Annotated in this window: 17 protein-coding genes; 8 read left to right on the top strand and 9 right to left on the bottom strand. The window is 56.0% G+C overall.

Going from position 1 to position 17,385, the window contains the following annotated elements; all coding sequences use genetic code 11:
• Nucleotides 1-17: 17 nt before the first annotated feature.
• Entirely contained in the window at nt 18-1,361 is a 1,344-nt protein-coding gene (gene gdhA, locus FDX22_RS04005) for an NADP-specific glutamate dehydrogenase (RefSeq protein ID WP_096757292.1), read from the bottom strand.
• A 237-nt stretch (nt 1,362-1,598) separates the two neighbouring features.
• Between gdhA and FDX22_RS04010 the strand changes: the two genes are divergently transcribed.
• Nucleotides 1,599-1,874, top strand: coding sequence for a YnjH family protein (locus FDX22_RS04010; protein ID WP_115258689.1), 276 nt, complete (start codon nt 1,599-1,601; stop codon nt 1,872-1,874).
• Here FDX22_RS04010 and FDX22_RS04015 read toward each other — a convergent pair.
• The gene (locus tag FDX22_RS04015; protein ID WP_135912878.1) at nt 1,840-2,247 is read right to left on the bottom strand and encodes a pyrimidine (deoxy)nucleoside triphosphate diphosphatase; all 408 of its coding nucleotides are present in this window, start codon (nt 2,245-2,247) and stop codon (nt 1,840-1,842) included. The two genes, FDX22_RS04010 and FDX22_RS04015, sit on opposite strands and share 35 nt — an antisense overlap.
• Before the next feature lie 79 nt (nt 2,248-2,326).
• Here FDX22_RS04015 and FDX22_RS04020 point away from each other — a divergent pair, with 79 nt between their 5' ends.
• Nucleotides 2,327-2,896, top strand: coding sequence for a carboxymuconolactone decarboxylase family protein (locus FDX22_RS04020; protein ID WP_146716742.1), 570 nt, complete (start codon nt 2,327-2,329; stop codon nt 2,894-2,896).
• Nucleotides 2,889-3,512: a CDP-alcohol phosphatidyltransferase family protein gene (locus FDX22_RS04025; protein ID WP_135912158.1), complete on the top strand. Its 624-nt coding sequence runs from the start codon at nt 2,889-2,891 to the stop codon at nt 3,510-3,512. Before FDX22_RS04020 ends, FDX22_RS04025 begins: the two co-directional genes overlap by 8 nt.
• A 7-nt stretch (nt 3,513-3,519) precedes the next feature.
• Here the strand turns inward: FDX22_RS04025 and FDX22_RS04030 are convergent, their stop codons facing one another.
• From FDX22_RS04030 to xthA, 7 genes are all read right to left on the bottom strand, one after another.
• Nucleotides 3,520-4,827, bottom strand: a complete 1,308-nt coding sequence (locus tag FDX22_RS04030) for a sulfurtransferase (protein ID WP_137399332.1) — start codon at nt 4,825-4,827, stop codon at nt 3,520-3,522.
• 88 nt (nt 4,828-4,915) lie between these two features.
• Complete coding sequence (locus FDX22_RS04035) at nt 4,916-5,548, bottom strand: ATP-binding cassette domain-containing protein (RefSeq protein ID WP_146716743.1); 633 nt, start codon at nt 5,546-5,548, stop codon at nt 4,916-4,918.
• Entirely contained in the window at nt 5,548-7,083 is a 1,536-nt protein-coding gene (locus tag FDX22_RS04040) for a thiamine ABC transporter permease (RefSeq protein ID WP_146716744.1), read from the bottom strand. Before FDX22_RS04040 ends, FDX22_RS04035 begins: the two co-directional genes overlap by 1 nt.
• Entirely contained in the window at nt 7,056-8,225 is a 1,170-nt protein-coding gene (locus FDX22_RS04045) for an ABC transporter substrate-binding protein (protein WP_115258683.1), read from the bottom strand. The genes FDX22_RS04040 and FDX22_RS04045 overlap by 28 nt, the downstream gene beginning before the upstream one ends.
• Before the next feature lie 26 nt (nt 8,226-8,251).
• Nucleotides 8,252-8,959: a TVP38/TMEM64 family protein gene (locus FDX22_RS04050; protein ID WP_146716745.1), complete on the bottom strand. Its 708-nt coding sequence runs from the start codon at nt 8,957-8,959 to the stop codon at nt 8,252-8,254.
• A complete protein-coding gene (locus tag FDX22_RS04055) occupies nt 8,956-9,507 on the bottom strand; it encodes a TVP38/TMEM64 family protein (RefSeq protein ID WP_249418532.1) in 552 nt (183 codons plus the stop codon). Before FDX22_RS04055 ends, FDX22_RS04050 begins: the two co-directional genes overlap by 4 nt.
• Before the next feature lie 328 nt (nt 9,508-9,835).
• Nucleotides 9,836-10,642: an exodeoxyribonuclease III gene (xthA, locus tag FDX22_RS04060; RefSeq protein ID WP_115258681.1), complete on the bottom strand. Its 807-nt coding sequence runs from the start codon at nt 10,640-10,642 to the stop codon at nt 9,836-9,838.
• Nucleotides 10,643-11,086: 444 nt separating this feature from the next.
• Here xthA and FDX22_RS04070 point away from each other — a divergent pair, with 444 nt between their 5' ends.
• From FDX22_RS04070 to astE, 5 genes are read left to right on the top strand one after another with little or no spacing between them, the layout of a single operon-like run.
• Nucleotides 11,087-12,307, top strand: coding sequence for an aspartate aminotransferase family protein (locus tag FDX22_RS04070; protein ID WP_146716746.1), 1,221 nt, complete (start codon nt 11,087-11,089; stop codon nt 12,305-12,307).
• A complete protein-coding gene (gene astA / locus FDX22_RS04075; RefSeq protein WP_146716747.1) occupies nt 12,304-13,338 on the top strand; it encodes an arginine N-succinyltransferase in 1,035 nt (344 codons plus the stop codon). Before FDX22_RS04070 ends, astA begins: the two co-directional genes overlap by 4 nt.
• On the top strand, nt 13,335-14,813 hold the full coding sequence (gene astD, locus FDX22_RS04080) for a succinylglutamate-semialdehyde dehydrogenase (protein ID WP_146716748.1): 1,479 nt from the start codon (nt 13,335-13,337) through the stop codon (nt 14,811-14,813). The genes astA and astD overlap by 4 nt, the downstream gene beginning before the upstream one ends.
• On the top strand, nt 14,810-16,153 hold the full coding sequence (astB, locus tag FDX22_RS04085; RefSeq protein WP_135912151.1) for an N-succinylarginine dihydrolase: 1,344 nt from the start codon (nt 14,810-14,812) through the stop codon (nt 16,151-16,153). The genes astD and astB overlap by 4 nt, the downstream gene beginning before the upstream one ends.
• Nucleotides 16,146-17,111: a succinylglutamate desuccinylase gene (gene astE, locus FDX22_RS04090; RefSeq protein WP_096757277.1), complete on the top strand. Its 966-nt coding sequence runs from the start codon at nt 16,146-16,148 to the stop codon at nt 17,109-17,111. Before astB ends, astE begins: the two co-directional genes overlap by 8 nt.
• Nucleotides 17,112-17,385: the final 274 nt, after the last annotated feature.

The following is a 17,385-nucleotide window of genomic DNA, read 5'->3' on the forward strand; positions in this document are numbered from 1 at the left end:
GCGGTCATGACTGATGATTAAATCACACCCTGGCCCAGCATCGCGTCGGCAACTTTCACGAAGCCAGCAATGTTGGCGCCTTGCACGTAGTTGGTTTGTTTGCTTTCACCACCGTACTCGACGCAGGCGTGGTGAATATCCAGCATGATGTGGTGCAGGCGCGCATCCACTTTCTCCGCTTTCCAACCCAGACGCGCGGCGTTCTGCGCCATTTCCAGGCCTGATGTCGCCACGCCACCGGCGTTGGCGGCTTTACCCGGCGCAAACAGTACGCCCGCTTCGAGGAACAGATCGGTGGCTTCGATGGTGGTCGGCATGTTTGCGCCTTCCGCCACGGCCTTGACGCCGTTGGCAATCAGCATCTGCGCAGCGTCCACATCCAGTTCGTTCTGCGTAGCGCACGGCAGGGCGATATCCACCGGCACTGACCACGGTTGCTTACCTTCCAGATAGGTCAGGCCAAACTCACGGGCGTAATCCGCCACGCGGCCATCGCGGCTGTCTTTAATGGCACACAGACGCGCCAGTTTCTCTTTCGTGAAGCCACTCTCGTCAACCACGGTACCGCTGGAGTCGGAGGCGGTCACCACACGGGCACCAAACTCCATGGCTTTCTCAATGGCGAATTGCGCCACGTTACCGGAGCCGGAAACGGCGACACGCATGCCTTCAAAGCCCAGACCATGGCGCTTAAGCATTGCTTCGGTGAAGTACACCAGGCCGTAGCCGGTCGCTTCCGGGCGGATCAGACTGCCGCCGAACGACAGACCTTTGCCGGTAAAGACGCAGGCGCTGTTGTTGGAGAGTTTTTTCATCATCCCGGCCATAAAGCCGACTTCACGACCGCCTACGCCGATATCACCCGCCGGAACGTCAGTGTCTGGCCCTAAATGGCGGAACAGTTCGGTCATCAGGGACTGGCAAAAACGCATCACTTCGCCTTCGCTTTTGCCTTTTGGATCGAAATCGCTCCCGCCTTTACCTCCGCCCATCGGCAGCGTGGTGAGGGCGTTTTTAAAAGTCTGCTCGAAGCCAAGGAATTTCAGGATCGACAGGTTTACCGACGGATGGAAACGCATGCCGCCTTTGTAAGGACCAATCGCCGAGCTAAACTGTACACGCCATGCGCGGTTAACCTGTACCTGATTACGATCGTCCAGCCAGACCACGCGGAACTGGATCACGCGCTCAGGTTCAACCAGACGTTCCAGCAATGACATTTGACGATAGCGCGGGTTTTGTTCGAGGAACGGCCACAGCGTCGTCATGACCTCACGAACGGCTTGCGCGAACTCGGTTTGATTCGGGTCGCGCTTTTGCACATGGTTGAGAAATGACGCCAAAGAACATGTCTGATCCATAGATATAAGAACCTCTTATGTATTGATATGGTTATATTTTTGATGTTTATGTTATGTGTTGTGCAGTTTTTGACTATAACATCAGCAGTGTGACGGGACGCAAGAAAAAATTAACCCCGCTAAGGAAATTAATATTGCGGCGTAGGTCATAACTAAAAACGATGCGGGAAGGGACTAAAGTTTCAGCCGGTTTATACCGTTATACTGAGCATAGAGGTCAGTTTAAAAGGAAAGAGTATGCGCCGTTTTATCATGGCAGGTGCGCTGGTTTTGCTCTCCAGCACGGCACTGGCAAATCAGCTTTATCGCCCGGATGTGCAGGTTAATGTGCCGCCAGAAGTGTTCAGTTCCAGCGGTCAGCGGGCGCAGCCCTGTAATCAGTGCTGCGTTTATCAGGATCAAAACTATTCGGAAGGCGCGGTGATCAAGGCTGATGGCGTGCTGTTGCAATGCCAGCGCGATGAGAAAACGATCGGCACTAATCCGCTGGTCTGGCGTCGCGTAAAAGAATAAATGCCTGTAAGAGCGGGATGTCGGCAGGCGCCAGCGGATACGTCAGCGCCTCTTCAGGTAGGCACCACACCAGTTGCTGATGCTCATGCGCGTGCAGTTCGCCCTGATAATCTGGCACATGCCAGGCATGCAGATGGATAATCCGGCCTGATACTTCGCGTTGATGGCTGGCAACGTACTGCCCAACAATCGCCTCAATGCCGAGTTCTTCGTGCAGTTCACGCCTCAGCGCCTGCGGCTGGTTCTCGCCGGGCTCTACCTTACCGCCCGCAAACTCCCACATACCCGGCTGATCCGCATGCGCCGGGCGCTGAGCGAGTAATATTTTGCCATCACGTTCAAGGATAGCGGCGACCACGTCGAGGGTTTTCATCATATTCATCAAGATCTAACAGCAGAAAGTGACATACTATCGCTATCTTTGTTTTATCTAAAGTATTCAGGAGTCACCGTTGAACGATCCTCAGGCGTGGGTAAAACCGTTGACGCGTATCCCTTCCAGTTTGAAACCGCTTGTCGCGACGCAGAAAAAACATTACGGCGACGTGCTGCATCCCACGCGCTGGTGGGGGCGTATGCCGTTTCTGTTTTGGCTGGTCGCGCTGTTTGTCGGATTTCTGGAGCGTAAACGGGCGCGATTAACCCCGGTGATGCGCGCGCTGTTGATGACGCGGGTGTCGCAGGTGTGTCATTGCGCGTTCTGCGTGGATGCCAACAGCTTACGGCTGGCCGAACGCAGCGGTGCGCTGGATAAAGTGTTACAGGTGGCGAACTGGCAATCGTCTGCACTGTTTAGCGCAGAAGAGCGCGTGGCGCTGGCCTATGCGGATGCGATGACTGCCACGCCGCCGCGCCTTGATGATACGCTGAAGACGCAAATGCAGCAGCATTTTACCGATGACACGATTACCGAAATGACCGCGCTGATTGCCTTTCAAAATCTCTCGGCACGCTTTAACGCCGCGCTGGATATTCCTTCGCAGGGATTGTGCGACAGTTTCAAAGGACGGCCAGATGCTTGACCGCCATCTTCATCCGCGGTTAAAACCGCTGCTACATCAGTGCGCTCGCATGATTGATAAGCCCGGTATTTCGCCGGACGGTCTGACGCTCTTCGGTTTCGCTATTGGCGTGCTGGCCTTGCCGTTTCTGGCATTAGGCTGGTATTCGGCGGCGCTGGTCGCCATTGTGCTTAATCGTCTGTTTGATGGGTTGGACGGCGCGCTGGCGCGGCGCAGGGGACTGACCGATGCCGGCGGATTCCTCGATATTTCACTCGATTTTCTGTTTTACGCGCTGGTGCCGTTTGGCTTTATTCTGGCGGCACCCGAGCAGAATGCGCTGGCGGGCAGCTGGCTATTGTTTGCGTTTATCGGCACCGGCAGCAGTTTCCTGGCCTTTGCCGCGCTGGCGGCGAAGCATCAGATTGATAACCCCGGTTATGCGCATAAATCGTTTTATTATTTAGGTGGGTTGACCGAAGGCACCGAGACGATATTGCTGTTCGTGCTGGGCTGTCTGTTCCCTGATTATTTTGCCGTGCTGGCGTGGATATTTGGTGCGCTGTGCTGGCTGACAACGTTCACGCGGATCTGGAGCGGATACCTGACGCTGAAATCGGTCCAGCGTCAGGAATAATCAGCGATTACTTGCTGGTGTCCGGGCCGCGCTCGCCGCTGGCTACCGGGTTCTTCGGATTGCTGCTCCACTCGAACCAGCCACCGTCGTACACCGAGACGTTTTTCCAGCCCATCGCACGGGCGTACATAAACGTCTCCGAGGCACGCCAGCCGGTACCGCAGTAGAAGGAAACCTGCTGATCCGGCAAGATGTTCCACTGTTTCCACATTGCGGCGATATCGTCTGCGCTGCGCATGGTGCCGTCCGGGTTATGGAAATCTTCCATATGCGTGGAGTCGCTGCCCGCATGACCCCAACGCGCCCCCGCAATTTCACCTTTTGGTTTAATGTAGCTGTAACCGCTGGTGGTGCCGACAAATTCCGGCCACGAACGAATGCTGACCAGCGACGCATCCTGACGATGCAGCAGGCCACGCGCCTGTTCCATATCCAGCATCAGCTGCGGCTGGGCAGGGATCGTCGCGCCAAAATCAGGCTCCGGTTTAACCGTCGGTGCCGTGCCGCGTTCGACCGGTAATCCTGCGTCGGACCACGTCTGCCAGCCGCCGTCGAGCAGGCGAACATCTTTCACGCCTGCGTACAGCATGATCTGTGCGACACGCGCCGCCGCATAGACATCACGGCCATACAAAATCACCGTCGTGTCATGACGAATACCGTGTTTAGCCAGCATCGCTTTGAGCTGCGCGTCGGAGACTTTGTTCCACAGCGGTTCGCTTTCGACTTCGTTGGTATCAATGTATCCGGCACCCGGAATATGACTGAGCAGATAGAGCTTCGGTGCCCCCCAGGCCGCTTCAATGACTTTCCAGTCACCGGCCGGTTTAGCGGTGACGGCTTTGCCTTGTTGCAGGTCGTGTAGCCACTGCGGATAGACCAGCTGTTCGAAGTGCGGTAGGCGCTGCAGGCGCGCGGGATCCTGCAGTGCATCGCTGAGCGTGGAAAGCTGGCTAAAGCCCACTTTCTGCAGACGCGCTTTAACGGCCTGCATGTCGCTTTCGCTGCCATACAGCGCTACCGGTGCATCGGTTTTTAACTGATGTTGCTTAACCCAGGCGGTGAGTTGCTCGTCGTTCATGTTGTCGAGCCAGGCGGCAGACAGGTTCAGGGCGGCAGGTTCATGGCCGGAAGGGCCATTAAGCGATTGCGGCCAGCCGTTATAAAACGCACTTTGACGGGTATCGATTGCCGCGCCTTGTTGCTGCTGTAACTGGTGGAGGGTGAGCGTCTGTGCTGTTTCAGCAGCCCAGGAAGAAGCGCAAGCGAGCCCTAAAGCCAGTGCCAGCGCGGTCATTTGAGAAACACGTTTCATCGAATAGCCCGACGTTGAAAAAAAGAAGACGACATTCTGTGCCGCCAGCCCGATAAAATCATTGCGTTAACGCAGCATATCGCCACATTCACGCCCAGTTTGCCATCTGCAAAACGCGGCCCGCGGGCGGAACGTCCTGCGCGTCATGGGTAACCTGCACCACGGGAATACCCAGCTTGCGCACTTCGGTAAAGACCCACTGGCGAAACGCGTCGCGCAGCGAGGTGTCCAGTCGGCTGAAGGGTTCATCCAGCAGCAGCGCCTGTGGTTGTGCCAACAGCGCGCGCAGCAGGGCGATACGCGATCGTTGCCCGCCGGAGAGTGACGCCGGATCGCGATGATAAAAGCCCGCCAGCCCGGCACGCTCAAGGGCGCGCTCGACCTTATCTCGTCTGGCCGATCCTTTCAGACTTGCGGGGAGTGCCAGCAGCAAATTTTGCCCCACGCTGAAATGGTCGAACAGCAGGGCATCCTGGAACAAAATGCCAATCTGGCGCTGCGCCGTGGGCAACGAGTCGATGCGCCGGTCGTTAAGCCACAGCTCGCCACTCGCCTGAAACGTTGGAGAAAGTGCGCCAATCATCCACGAGAACAGCGATGATTTGCCGCTGCCGGAGGGACCCATAATAGTGACAATGTCACCTTTGTTGACCTCGAAATTGGCCTTGTTGAGCAGAACGCAAGGTCCCAGATGTAGCGAAACATTTTTCACAATTAGCATTAGCGGAGTCCTTGTCGACAGCGGCCAACCCATGCGGAGAGTAATGCTGACAGTGCGAAAACCAACAGCGGCAGCAGCAGTTGCCAGAGCGCCTGTGACGCAAGCCGTGCCGCGCTGCCGCCGCTGCTCAATGCAACGGCCTCGGTGGTCAGCGTGGGAAAGCGTCCGGCCCCTAACCACAGGGTCGGCATATACTGGGCGATACTGACGGAAAATCCCACCGCGAAAGCAATCAGCGCCGGACGCAGCAGCAGCGGACATTTCACCTGCCAGAAGATGCGCTCCCGCGACCAGCCCAGCGTCTGCGCAATCAACATTAACCGCGGATCAATTCGCTGCCACGCCGGTTTGAGGATAAACAGCATCCACGGTGTGACCCACAGCAAATGTCCCCAGACAACCGTCAACAATTGACCATCCAGCTGTGAGTGTAGCGCCAGCGTATATTGTCCGGTGACCAGCGGGAGTGCAGGCAGGATAATCGGCAGCCAGACCCAACGATGTCCGCGCTGTGGTCCCCATTCCAGCCATAGCAACAGCGTGATTAATGCCAGTGCGCTGGCAATCATTCCCACTTGCAGGCTGGTGAATAACGTCTGGCTATCGATGAATGAATACTGTGCAACCAGGGCCAGAACCAGCAGGCAGAGTACGCCGCTTACGGGCACCAGTTGCGCCAGTGAGCGCCCCAGTGGATAGGATGAAAAACGCTGACGCTTCCCGCTAATCCCCGGCAGGGTACGCCGCCAGCTGCGCCAGAGCAGATAACCAACCAGCGCATACACACACAGCAGCAGTACCAGCAGCAGGCTGGCGAGCGAGCCTTTTATCTGTTGGTCGGCATCGCCCTGAGTGAGCCATTGCCAGCTCAACACCGCAAGCGTTGGCGGATTGCCCGGACCCAGCACGATCGCCACATCCACCGCCGACAATGACCATGCAGTGGCCGCCAGCATCACTTTTCCCAGTGCCGGTGCGATGGCGGGTAAGACCAACCAGTTGAGGCATTGCAGGCGGCTATATCCCAGCGAGTCCAGCACGGTCACCTGCCGGGCAAGCTGCTTTTCACTGAGCAGGGCCGAGAGTACCCATAACAAAAAAGCGCTCTCTTTGACGGCTAGCGTCAAGCCCAGACCGATCCCGTAGCGGTCAGCCTGTGGGGTAAGAAAAGGCAACACGCGGTACAGCAGACCGCCTTCGGCAAACAACAACAGGACGCTGGTGGCAAACGCGACGTGCGGAATCGCCAACAGCCACGGCAGCCGGGTGCACAGCCGCGCCCAGCCCGCGCCGGGCCACATGGCGAGGATCGCCAACAGGGCAATGACCAACGCACCGAGGGTCGCCAGCGTCACGGAAACCAGCGTCGCCATCAGCGCCTGCGGCAGCTGGGGATCGGCAAACAGCGCCAGCCAATAAGTGATGGAGAGCGCAGGTGTGAAAAGTGCGATGGCGGCAGGTACCAGCGGCAAATAAATCACCGCCATGACGCCCCATATCAGCAGGATTAATGCGTACCGTAACGGCGTAGCCATTCTTGTTCCAGTACGTTTACCCAGGCCGCATGGGGTTCAGGAAGCACGGTGGGTAATCCTTTAGGGATCCGTGCCTGCAGAGCTTCACGTTGTGCCGCAGGTAATTTTTGCGGGTCGAGAACCGAAGGGTCGCCCCAGTAGGCGGGATCGGCTTTACGCAGTTGCGCCTCCGGAGAGAGCAGGAAGTTGGCGACGACTTTCGCCCCTGCGCTGGCGCTGGCGTTAGCCGGGATCGTGACAAAATGCACGTTGCCAATCATGCCTTGCGTAAAACCAAAGCTGTAGCTGTTTTTGGGCAATTCACCGCTGACCACTTTTTGTTGTGCATGCGCGGGGTTAAAGGTCAGCGACAAGCGCAGTACGCCGTTGTTCAGCAGCGTATCCATTCGTGCGGGCGTAGGCGGGAAGTCTTTACCTTCACGCCATAAAAACGGATGCAGCGTGTCAAGATACTGCCACAGCGGAGCCGTAACATCAGCGAACGTCGCGGTATCGGGCGCCATTTTCAACGCTTGTGGTTGGGTAGTAAGCGCCATCAGCAACTGCTCAAGAAATGCAGTCCCGGTAAAATCCGGGGGGCGCGGGTAGGTCACCGTACCAGGATGCGCTTTGGCAAATGCCAGCAGCGCCTGCGGGGTTTGTGGTGGCTGTTCGGTCACATCACGGTTAGCGATAAAAGTAAGCTGCGCGCCTCCCCACGGTGACTCGGCTCCCTCTGTAGGGATGGAGAAGTCTTCGCTGACAGGCTGCAGGGTATCAACGTAGCGCCAGTTGGGTAGCGTCTGCGCCCACTGCGTTTGCAGCAGGTTTGCCTCTTTCAGCGTACGGAAGTTTTCACCGTTCACCCACAGTAAATCGACAGAGCCGCCGGTTTTACGCCCGGAAGCGGCCTCTGTTTGAATACGCTTAACCGCGTCGGCAGCATCGGCCAGACGCACGATTTTCAGGTTAATGGCGTAATGTGTTTTCATCTCGCCGCTTACCCAGTCGAGATATTGGTTCACTGCGTTATCGCCTCCCCAGGCGTTGAACCACACCGTCTGGCCGCGGGCGTCGTTTTTGATCTGCTGCCAGCTGTGATCTTGCGCGAAGGTCGCCAGCGGTGAAAACAGCAAACTCAGGCACAATAAGCAATAACGCATACACTCTCCAGTTGTTAAGGGGGGCCTCAGACGTGTTTTCTGTGCCGTTCAAGATAAATGCTTCTCGCCACGGAGATAACCACAGTCAGCGCAAATAATACAAATAGCCCGGTCACGAACCAGAATGCTCCTCCGGTTAACAGGCTGCCGGCCCAGGAATAGACGAGTGTCGCGGGTAGCTGACCGACGCCGGTGGCGAGGAAAAAATGACGAAAGCGGATCGATGTCAGACCGGCGGCGTAACTGACCGGATCAAAGGGAACGAAAGGTAACAGGCGACAGACCAGAATAGTGTGTTTGCCGTAGCGTGCAAAAAAGGCGTCCATGCTATTCAACACCGTTTTTCCGGTCAGCTTTTCCACCGTGCTACGACCAAAAACACGGGCGATGAAAAAGCATAGCGCCGCGCCAGCCATTGCGCTGGTCCAGGAGAGTACGCCTCCCCAGAATGCGCCGAACAATGACGCATTGGCAAAGGTGATCACAAACGCCGGAAGCGGGGCGATAATGGCTTGTAAGATCATTAAGCAAAACGATACCACCGCAGCCTGAGCACCGTATGACCGAATGAGATTTTCAATGGCGTGCTGGTCAACTGTGGCGAATGCCGCCAGGCTGTGACTGACAAAATCACTGACGCCGGGCACCCATATCCAGGCGATCGGCGCCAGCAGTAGCAGGAGAATCAGCCCGGTCCGGCAATAGCGTATGACGTGCGTTTTGTTCAGCTTCATGATTTATCGGCTAACTCACGTTGGACAGAGGGATCAATACGCTTCACGCGGGCCCAGGCTTTGGCTGCCTGTACCAGGGTAAATAAAATAATGCCAGCAATACTGAGTTTAACCATAAACGCCAGGGTGATACCGTCGCTGACGAGTTCATGCGACATGAGCGTATAGATGAACAGGCCGGGGAAGGTGGTGAGCGCAGAAATGACGGTGAATGACCAGAATGGGATGGCGGTCAGCCCATAGGCATAATTTTGAATATTGTACGGGAATAACGGCACCAGGCGGGTGAGGATCAGAAAATCGCTACCGCTTTGGGCAATGCCTTTTTCTATCGCCTGGAAGGTGGCCGTATGCCCGACATATTTCAGCAGCAGATCGCGACCCAGCCAGCGGGCAAGTAAGAACGACAGCGCCGAGGCCACGGTGGCTGCAAACAGCGATACAAGCGTCCCCACCAGCGGGCCAAACAGGATACCGCCGACGATCACCAGCATGCTGCCGGGTATCAGACACAGCGCAGCGACGATAAACAGCAGAATGTACAGCACGTAGCCGTATATGCCGCTCTGGCGGATGAGATCTTGTAAAAGGTGGAAATGGGTTATCAGGCCACTCAGGCCAGAATAATGGAGAACGCCCACCAGGACACAGAGGAGTAGCGCAACGATCAGCAGTCTGTATTCTGCTTTATGCGAACTTCTTTTTCATGGGGGTCTCCTGTAATACCGAGGGTAATAACGCGTTTCGCCAGCGAAAGTGCGCGCGAAGATATAATAAATCCCCGTTGGCAACAATGTATTACCGTGGTTTTTTTGATTTTGCTCAGGCTACACCGACTCTCCAGGCAAGGCCCGGAGAGTGGCAACGCTGAGGCGATCAGACGCGGAATTTGGCCCATACCGGCGCATGGTCGGACGGTTTTTCCATACTGCGGATCTCATAGTCGATGCCGGTTTCTTCGCAGCGCTCCGCCAGCGGGTTGCTCGCCAGCAGCAGATCGATACGCAGACCACGGTTATCGTCAAAGCCTTTTGAACGGTAATCAAACCACGAGTACTGGTCGGCGGTGTCCGGATGTGCGTGACGGAACGTGTCCACCAGACCCCATCCCATCAGTCGTTCCATCCATTCACGCTCTTCCGGCAGGAAGGAGCACTTGCCGGTACGCAGCCAGCGTTTGCGATTCTCTTCACCAATACCGATGTCCAGATCGGTTGGGCTGATATTCATATCTCCCATGATCAGCACCGGATTGTCGCGCTTCAGTTCAGTCTCCAGATAGTTTTGCAGGTTCTGATAAAACGCGGCTTTGGCTGGGAACTTCAGCGGGTGGTCACGGCTTTCGCCTTGCGGAAAATAGCCGTTAATCACGGTGATATTCCCCAGTGGAGACGGGATTTCGGCCATGATAATACGGCGCTGAGCTTCTTCGTCATCGTTCGGGAAGCCACGACGCACCGAAATGGGCGTTTCTTTCGTCAGCAGCGCGACGCCGTAATGGCCTTTTTGACCGTGATAGAAAACGTTGTAACCCAGCTTTGCGACCTCTTCGAGAGGGAACATGTCATCGTGGACTTTTGTCTCCTGCAAGCCGATCACATCCGGTTGGTGTTTTTCGACAATGGCTGCCAGTTGATGAGGACGGGCACGCAGGCCGTTGATATTAAAAGAGACAAATTTCATAGTCGCTGCCACTTTGCAAGATGAATAGTGCAAGGATGGTAGCAGAATTTCCGCAGGCTGACTGCTTCTTGTCACCTGATTCCAACAATGATTGCTAATGGCGTTAACGATGGGGCAAAAACTGCACTGTTTTGGCGCGATACGCGTCAGAATGGGGCAATAATTTCCGAAAAATTTCGTATACGATCACAATTCCAGAATTATATTTGGCGACTGAATAGAATTGCGTTTTTTCCTCTAATTATTCACCCCGCTGGCGAACGTATTCACTTTATATGCACATATGATGAATATTGATGGTTCGTAACTTATTGATATTTCGTTGTCTCATCGTGTTTATGCATATTTTTTGCTGGCTGGCACGAACCCTGCACTCTACATTTACACCGCAAACACTATATTTATTAACATATAAATAACTTTTTATTTACCGTAGAGGTCGCTATGTCTCTGTCAGTTACGCGTGAAAATTTTGATGAATGGATGATGCCCGTATACGCACCGGCTCCTTTTGTGCCGGTTCGCGGTGAAGGCTCGCGACTGTGGGATCAGCAGGGCAAAGAGTATATCGATTTCGCGGGAGGCATTGCGGTTAACGCGCTGGGTCACGCACACCCGGCTTTGCGCGAAGCATTAAACGATCAGGCCGGTAAATTCTGGCATACCGGAAATGGCTACACTAACGAGCCGGTACTGCGGCTAGCAAAAAAACTGATTGATGCCACCTTTGCCGAGCGTGTCTTCTTCTGTAACTCCGGCGCAGAAGCCAACGAAGCGGCATTAAAACTGGCGCGTAAATATGCTCACGACCGTTTCGGCACGCAGAAAAGCGGCATCGTCGCGTTTAAAAACGCCTTCCACGGTCGCACGCTGTTTACCGTCAGCGCCGGGGGCCAGCCGGCCTATTCGCAGGATTTTGCGCCATTGCCGCCGGATATCCGCCATGCGGTGTATAACGATCTTGACTCTGCCAGCCAGCTGATTGATGACACCACCTGTGCGGTTATTGTTGAGCCGATTCAGGGTGAAGGCGGCGTGGTGCCTGCGACAAAGGCCTTTTTGCAGGGACTGCGCGAACTCTGCGATCTCCACAATGCGTTGCTGATTTTTGATGAAGTGCAGACTGGCGTGGGACGTACCGGCGAATTGTATGCCTATATGCACTACGGCGTGACGCCGGATCTGCTGACCACGGCCAAAGCGCTGGGCGGTGGGTTCCCTATTGGGGCGCTGCTGGCTACTGAACCATGCGCAAGCGTTATGACGGTGGGTACGCATGGCACCACTTACGGCGGAAACCCGCTGGCTTCTGCGGTGGCCGGAAAACTGCTGGAGATCGTTAACACGCCGGAAATCCTCACTGGCGTGAAACAGCGTCACGACTGGTTTGTGGAGCGTATTAACGCCATTAACGAACGTTTTGGATTGTTTAGTGAGGTTCGTGGACTTGGCCTGCTGATCGGCTGTGTGCTGAATGCAGAGTTTGCCGGTAAAGCGAAGCTTATCTCGCAAGAGGCGGCCAATGTCGGCGTGATGGTGCTGATTGCTGGCGGTAACGTGGTGCGTTTTGCACCTGCGCTGAACGTTAGCGAAGAAGAGGTTGCCAGCGGACTGGATCGCTTTGCGCTGGCCTGCGAACGTATTAAAGCAGGAGGTTCATCATGATGGTGATCCGTCCCATTGAACGCGCCGATATTACGGCGTTGATGCAGTTGGCCAGTAAGACCGGCGGTGGGCTGACCTCGCTTCCGGCTAACGAAGCCACGCTGATGGCGCGTATTGAGCGTTCACTGCAAACCTGGCAGGGCGAACTGCCAAAAAGTGAGCAGGGCTACGTTTTTGTACTCGAGGACAGTGCCACCGGTACCGTGGCCGGGATCTGCGCGATTGAAGTGGCGGTCGGGCTAAACGACCCCTGGTACAACTATCGCGTCGGGACGCTGGTCCATGCCTCGAAGGAGTTGAACGTCTATAACGCGCTGCCGACGCTGTTTCTCAGTAACGATCACACCGGCAGCAGCGAACTTTGCACCCTGTTTCTTGATCCGAACTGGCGTAAAGAGGGCAACGGCTATTTGCTGTCGAAATCGCGCTTTATGTTTATGGCGGCATTCCGCGACCGGTTTAATGAAAAAGTGGTGGCCGAGATGCGCGGTGTGATTGATGAACACGGCTACTCCCCGTTCTGGCAGAGCCTCGGCAAACGCTTCTTTTCGATGGAGTTTAGCCGTGCCGATTTTCTTTGCGGCACCGGGCAAAAAGCCTTTATTGCCGAATTGATGCCCAAGCATCCTATCTATACCCACTTCCTGTCGGATGAAGCGCAAAGCGTGATTGGCGAAGTGCATCCGCAAACGGCACCGGCGCGTGCGGTACTGGAGAAAGAAGGCTTCCGCTATCGCAACTATGTCGACATTTTCGACGGCGGACCGACGCTGGAATGCGATATCGACCGGGTGCGGGCGATTCGGAAAAGCCGGCTGGTGGAGGTGGCTGAAGGCCAGCCCGCGCCGGGAGAGTATCCGGCCTGTCTGGTGGCGAATGAAAACTACCATAACTTCCGCGTCATGCTGGTGCGCGCCGATCCGCATACCCAGCGGCTGGTGCTGACGGCAGCGCAGCTGGATGCCCTGAAGTGCCATGCGGGTGACCATGTCCGTTTCGTTCGTCTATGTGCAGAGGAGAAAACAGCATGACTTTATGGATAAACGGCGACTGGGTAACGGGCCAGGGCGAGCGTCGGGTTAAAACTAATCCGGTGGGCGGCGATGTATTGTGGCAAGGCCATGATGCAGATGCTACGCAGGTGGCGCAGGCATGCCGCGCCGCACGAGCGGCATTTGCGGGCTGGGCCAGGCAACCCTTTTCCGCGCGCCAGGCGGTGGTGGAAAAATTCGCCACATTGCTGGAGAGCAACAAAGCCGAGCTGACGACCATTATCGCCAGAGAAACCGGAAAACCACGCTGGGAAGCAGCCACCGAACTGACAGCGATGATCAATAAAATCGCCATTTCCGTAAAGGCGTACCACACGCGTACCGGAGAGCAACACAACGAATTACCCGACGGCGCGGCGACGTTACGCCATCGTCCTCACGGTGTGCTGGCGATATTTGGTCCGTATAACTTCCCCGGCCATCTCCCCAACGGTCATATCGTTCCGGCGCTGCTGGCGGGCAATACGCTGATTTTTAAACCCAGTGAACTGACGCCGTGGACCGGTGAAGCGGTGACTAAACTGTGGGCGCAGGCGGGACTCCCTGCGGGCGTGCTAAACCTGGTGCAGGGTGGGCGCGAAACCGGGCAGGCGCTAAGCGCGCTGGAAGATCTCGACGGTTTGCTGTTTACCGGTAGCGCCAATACGGGTTATCAACTGCACCGACAGCTCTCCGGTCAGCCGGAAAAAATCCTCGCGCTGGAGATGGGGGGCAACAACCCGTTAATTATTGAGAATCCGGAAGATATTGATGCCGCCGTGCATCTGACTATTCAGTCTGCGTTTGTCACCGCCGGGCAGCGTTGCACCTGCGCCCGCCGTCTGCTGGTAAAAAAAGGTGCGCAGGGCGATGCGTTTCTGGCGCGCCTGGTTGAGGTCAGCCAGCGTTTACTGCCCGGCAAGTGGGATGACGAGCCGCAACCGTTTATCGGCGGACTGATATCTGAGCAGGCGGCGCAACACGTCTGTGATGCCTGGCAGCGTCTTGAGGCGTTAGGTGGCCGTACGCTGCTGGCGCCGCGACGGGTAAAAGCGGGCACGTCACTGCTGGCGCCGGGCATTATCGAACTCACCGGTGTGGCCAACGTGCCGGATGAAGAGGTATTTGGTCCGCTGCTCGGCGTCTGGCGTTATGACTGTTTCGACGAGGCAATAAGCCTTGCGAACCACACCCGATTTGGCCTGTCATGCGGATTGGTCTCACCGGATCGCAATCAGTTTGACCAGCTGTTGCTGGAAGCTCGGGCGGGCATCGTTAACTGGAATAAACCGTTGACCGGGGCGGCGAGTACGGCACCGTTTGGCGGAGTGGGGGCTTCAGGAAACCATCGTGCCAGCGCGTGGTATGCCGCAGATTACTGCGCCTGGCCAATGGCGAGTCTGGAGTCACCGGCATTAACATTGCCGACGACGCTGAGCCCAGGTCTGGATTTTTCTCGTGGAGAAAAGCGATGAAAGCGCGTGAGGTCAATTTCGACGGGCTGGTGGGACTGACCCACCATTATGCGGGGCTGTCGTTTGGCAATGAGGCCTCGACCCGGCACCGTTTTCAGGTGTCGAATCCCCGTCTGGCGGCGAAGCAGGGCTTATTAAAGATGAAAGCGCTGGCAGATGCCGGGTTTCCTCAGGCGGTGATCCCGCCGCATGAACGTCCGTATATTCCGGTTCTGCGTCAGCTCGGCTTCAGCGGTAGCGATGAGCAGATCCTGGAAAAGGTGGCGCGTCAGGCGCCACACTGGCTTTCCAGCGCCAGCTCGGCCTCGCCGATGTGGGTGGCGAATGCGGCCACGGTCTGTCCTTCGGCCGATTCACTGGATGGGAAAGTGCATCTGACGGTGGCGAACCTGAACAACAAATTCCACCGTTCACTGGAAGCGCCGACTACCGAAGCGTTATTACGGGCGATATTCCGTGATGAGCATGCTTTTGCGGTCCACAGCGCGCTACCTCAGGTGGCTCTGCTGGGCGATGAAGGGGCGGCCAACCACAATCGCCTTGGCGGAGATTACGGTGCACCTGGTGTGCAGCTGTTTGTTTACGGTCGCGAGGAGGGGAATGTGTCACAGCCGAGGCGCTACCCGGCCAGACAATCGCGTGAGGCCAGCGAAGCAGTGGCGCGGCTGAACCAGGTTAATCCACATCAACTTATCTTTGCCCAGCAAAACCCGGACGTTATCGATAGTGGCGTGTTCCATAACGACGTTATCGCGGTATCGAATCGCCAGGTGCTGTTTTGCCATGAACAGGCATTTGTCCGACAGCAGGCGCTGTTGAGCCAGCTACGCGCTCAGGTTGATGGGTTTACGGTGCTGGAAGTGCCTGCTGCGGAGGTGTCGGTGGCGGATGCGGTGGCAACGTATCTGTTTAACAGCCAGTTGTTGAGCCGTGATGATGGCTCAATGATGCTGGTTTTACCACAGGAGTGTCGGGAACACGCGGGCGTGTGGCGCTATCTGAACGGTCTACTGGACGCGGATAATCCGCTTGACGACCTGCGAGTATTCGATCTGCGTGAAAGTATGTCGAACGGCGGCGGTCCGGCATGCCTGCGACTGAGAGTGGTGTTAACACCACAGGAACTGCAGGCGGTGAATCCGGCGGTAATGATGAACGACACGTTGTTCAATACGCTCAATAACTGGGTTGATCGTTACTACCGGGACCGGCTTACCGCTGCAGATCTTGCTGACCCCCAGCTGTTACGTGAAGGGCGCGAAGCGCTGGATTCGCTGACGCAACTGCTCAATCTCGGCTCGGTGTATCCTTTCCAGCAGGAGCGGGCGATCTATGGATAACTTTCTGGCCCTGACCCTCGCGGGAACCTCGCCGGATATCACCCACGGTGAGGCTCATAGTTTTAGCTGGCGGTGGACAGGGCACGGGATGCTGGAGCTGACGCCGGTCGCCGAGGTTGATCGTTCGCTGGTGATCTCTGCAGGTATTCATGGCAATGAAACGGCACCGGTTGAGATGCTGGATGCGCTGCTGTCCGCGCTTTTTCGTGGCGAGTTGACGCTGACATGGCGGTTGCTGGTGATTCTGGGCAATCCGCAGGCGCTGGCGGAGGGGAAGCGCTATTGCCATAGCGACATGAACCGTATGTTTGGCGGGCGCTGGCAGATATTTGTCGAGAGCGGTGAAACGCGGCGCGCCCGCGAACTTGAGCTGTGCCTGGAAGCGTTTTATTCGCGCACCAGGGAGTCCGTGCGCTGGCATCTGGATCTGCACACCGCCATTCGTGGTTCGCATCATCTGCGCTTTGGCGTACTGCCGCAGCGCAACGTGCCCTGGGACGAAGGGTTTCTATCGTGGCTGGGGGATGCGGGACTGGAGGCGCTGGTTTTCCATCAGACACCGGGCGGGACATTTACCCATTTCAGTGGCGAGCATTTCGGTGCGCTGGCCTGTACGCTGGAGCTGGGTAAGGCTCTGGCGTTCGGGCAAAACGATTTGACGCAGTTTGCTCACACGGCGGAGGCGTTGGCGGCTTTGTTGCAGGGTGAGCGTGCATCATCCACGCAAACCACGCCGCTGCGCTATCGCGTGGTGTCGCAAATCACGCGACACAGCGACGATTTTGTTCTTCATATGAACAATCAGACGCTGAATTTTACCCCCTTTAACGAGGGCACATTGCTGGCGCAGGACGGCGATGCGCGTTTTGTTGTTACTCATGATGTTGAATATGTGCTGTTTCCCAACCCAAACGTGGCCTGTGGTTTACGCGCGGGGCTGATGCTGGAAAGGTTATAATCAATATCTTTCCCTCGGGTTTATCTCCGGGGGGTATTTTTTGTGTGCGCTTTCGTTATTACGGATTATTCCTGGTGAGTTGCTTTATTAATAATCAGGCTTCATGTATAATTCTCCATAATCCTTTCAAAATCATCCTGTTGTAATATTTAATTTCAACTCTGCGCAATTAATTCTTTTTTTCTCCATAATTGATGAGAATTTGTTTTTTATACTTTCATTGTTTTACCGTTGCTCTGATTAATTGACGCTTCTACCGGTAAAGTTAATCTCG

The organism is Citrobacter sp. TBCS-14 (assembly GCF_005280805.1).
Lineage (GTDB): Bacteria > Pseudomonadota > Gammaproteobacteria > Enterobacterales > Enterobacteriaceae > Citrobacter > Citrobacter gillenii.

Coding starts and splice junctions, on each gene's coding strand:
- FDX22_RS04045 (WP_115258683.1), bottom strand. CDS start 8,225: ATGCGTTATTGCTTATTGTGCCTGAGTTTGCTGTTTTCACCGCTGGCG.
- astE (WP_096757277.1), top strand. CDS start 16,146: ATGGATAACTTTCTGGCCCTGACCCTCGCGGGAACCTCGCCGGATATC.
- FDX22_RS04070 (WP_146716746.1), top strand. CDS start 11,087: ATGTCTCTGTCAGTTACGCGTGAAAATTTTGATGAATGGATGATGCCC.
- astB (WP_135912151.1), top strand. CDS start 14,810: ATGAAAGCGCGTGAGGTCAATTTCGACGGGCTGGTGGGACTGACCCAC.
- FDX22_RS04025 (WP_135912158.1), top strand. CDS start 2,889: ATGCTTGACCGCCATCTTCATCCGCGGTTAAAACCGCTGCTACATCAG.
- FDX22_RS04015 (WP_135912878.1), bottom strand. CDS start 2,247: ATGAAAACCCTCGACGTGGTCGCCGCTATCCTTGAACGTGATGGCAAA.
- FDX22_RS04050 (WP_146716745.1), bottom strand. CDS start 8,959: ATGAAGCTGAACAAAACGCACGTCATACGCTATTGCCGGACCGGGCTG.
- gdhA (WP_096757292.1), bottom strand. CDS start 1,361: ATGGATCAGACATGTTCTTTGGCGTCATTTCTCAACCATGTGCAAAAG.
- xthA (WP_115258681.1), bottom strand. CDS start 10,642: ATGAAATTTGTCTCTTTTAATATCAACGGCCTGCGTGCCCGTCCTCAT.
- FDX22_RS04040 (WP_146716744.1), bottom strand. CDS start 7,083: ATGGCTACGCCGTTACGGTACGCATTAATCCTGCTGATATGGGGCGTC.
- FDX22_RS04030 (WP_137399332.1), bottom strand. CDS start 4,827: ATGAAACGTGTTTCTCAAATGACCGCGCTGGCACTGGCTTTAGGGCTC.
- FDX22_RS04035 (WP_146716743.1), bottom strand. CDS start 5,548: ATGCTAATTGTGAAAAATGTTTCGCTACATCTGGGACCTTGCGTTCTG.
- astA (WP_146716747.1), top strand. CDS start 12,304: ATGATGGTGATCCGTCCCATTGAACGCGCCGATATTACGGCGTTGATG.
- astD (WP_146716748.1), top strand. CDS start 13,335: ATGACTTTATGGATAAACGGCGACTGGGTAACGGGCCAGGGCGAGCGT.
- FDX22_RS04010 (WP_115258689.1), top strand. CDS start 1,599: ATGCGCCGTTTTATCATGGCAGGTGCGCTGGTTTTGCTCTCCAGCACG.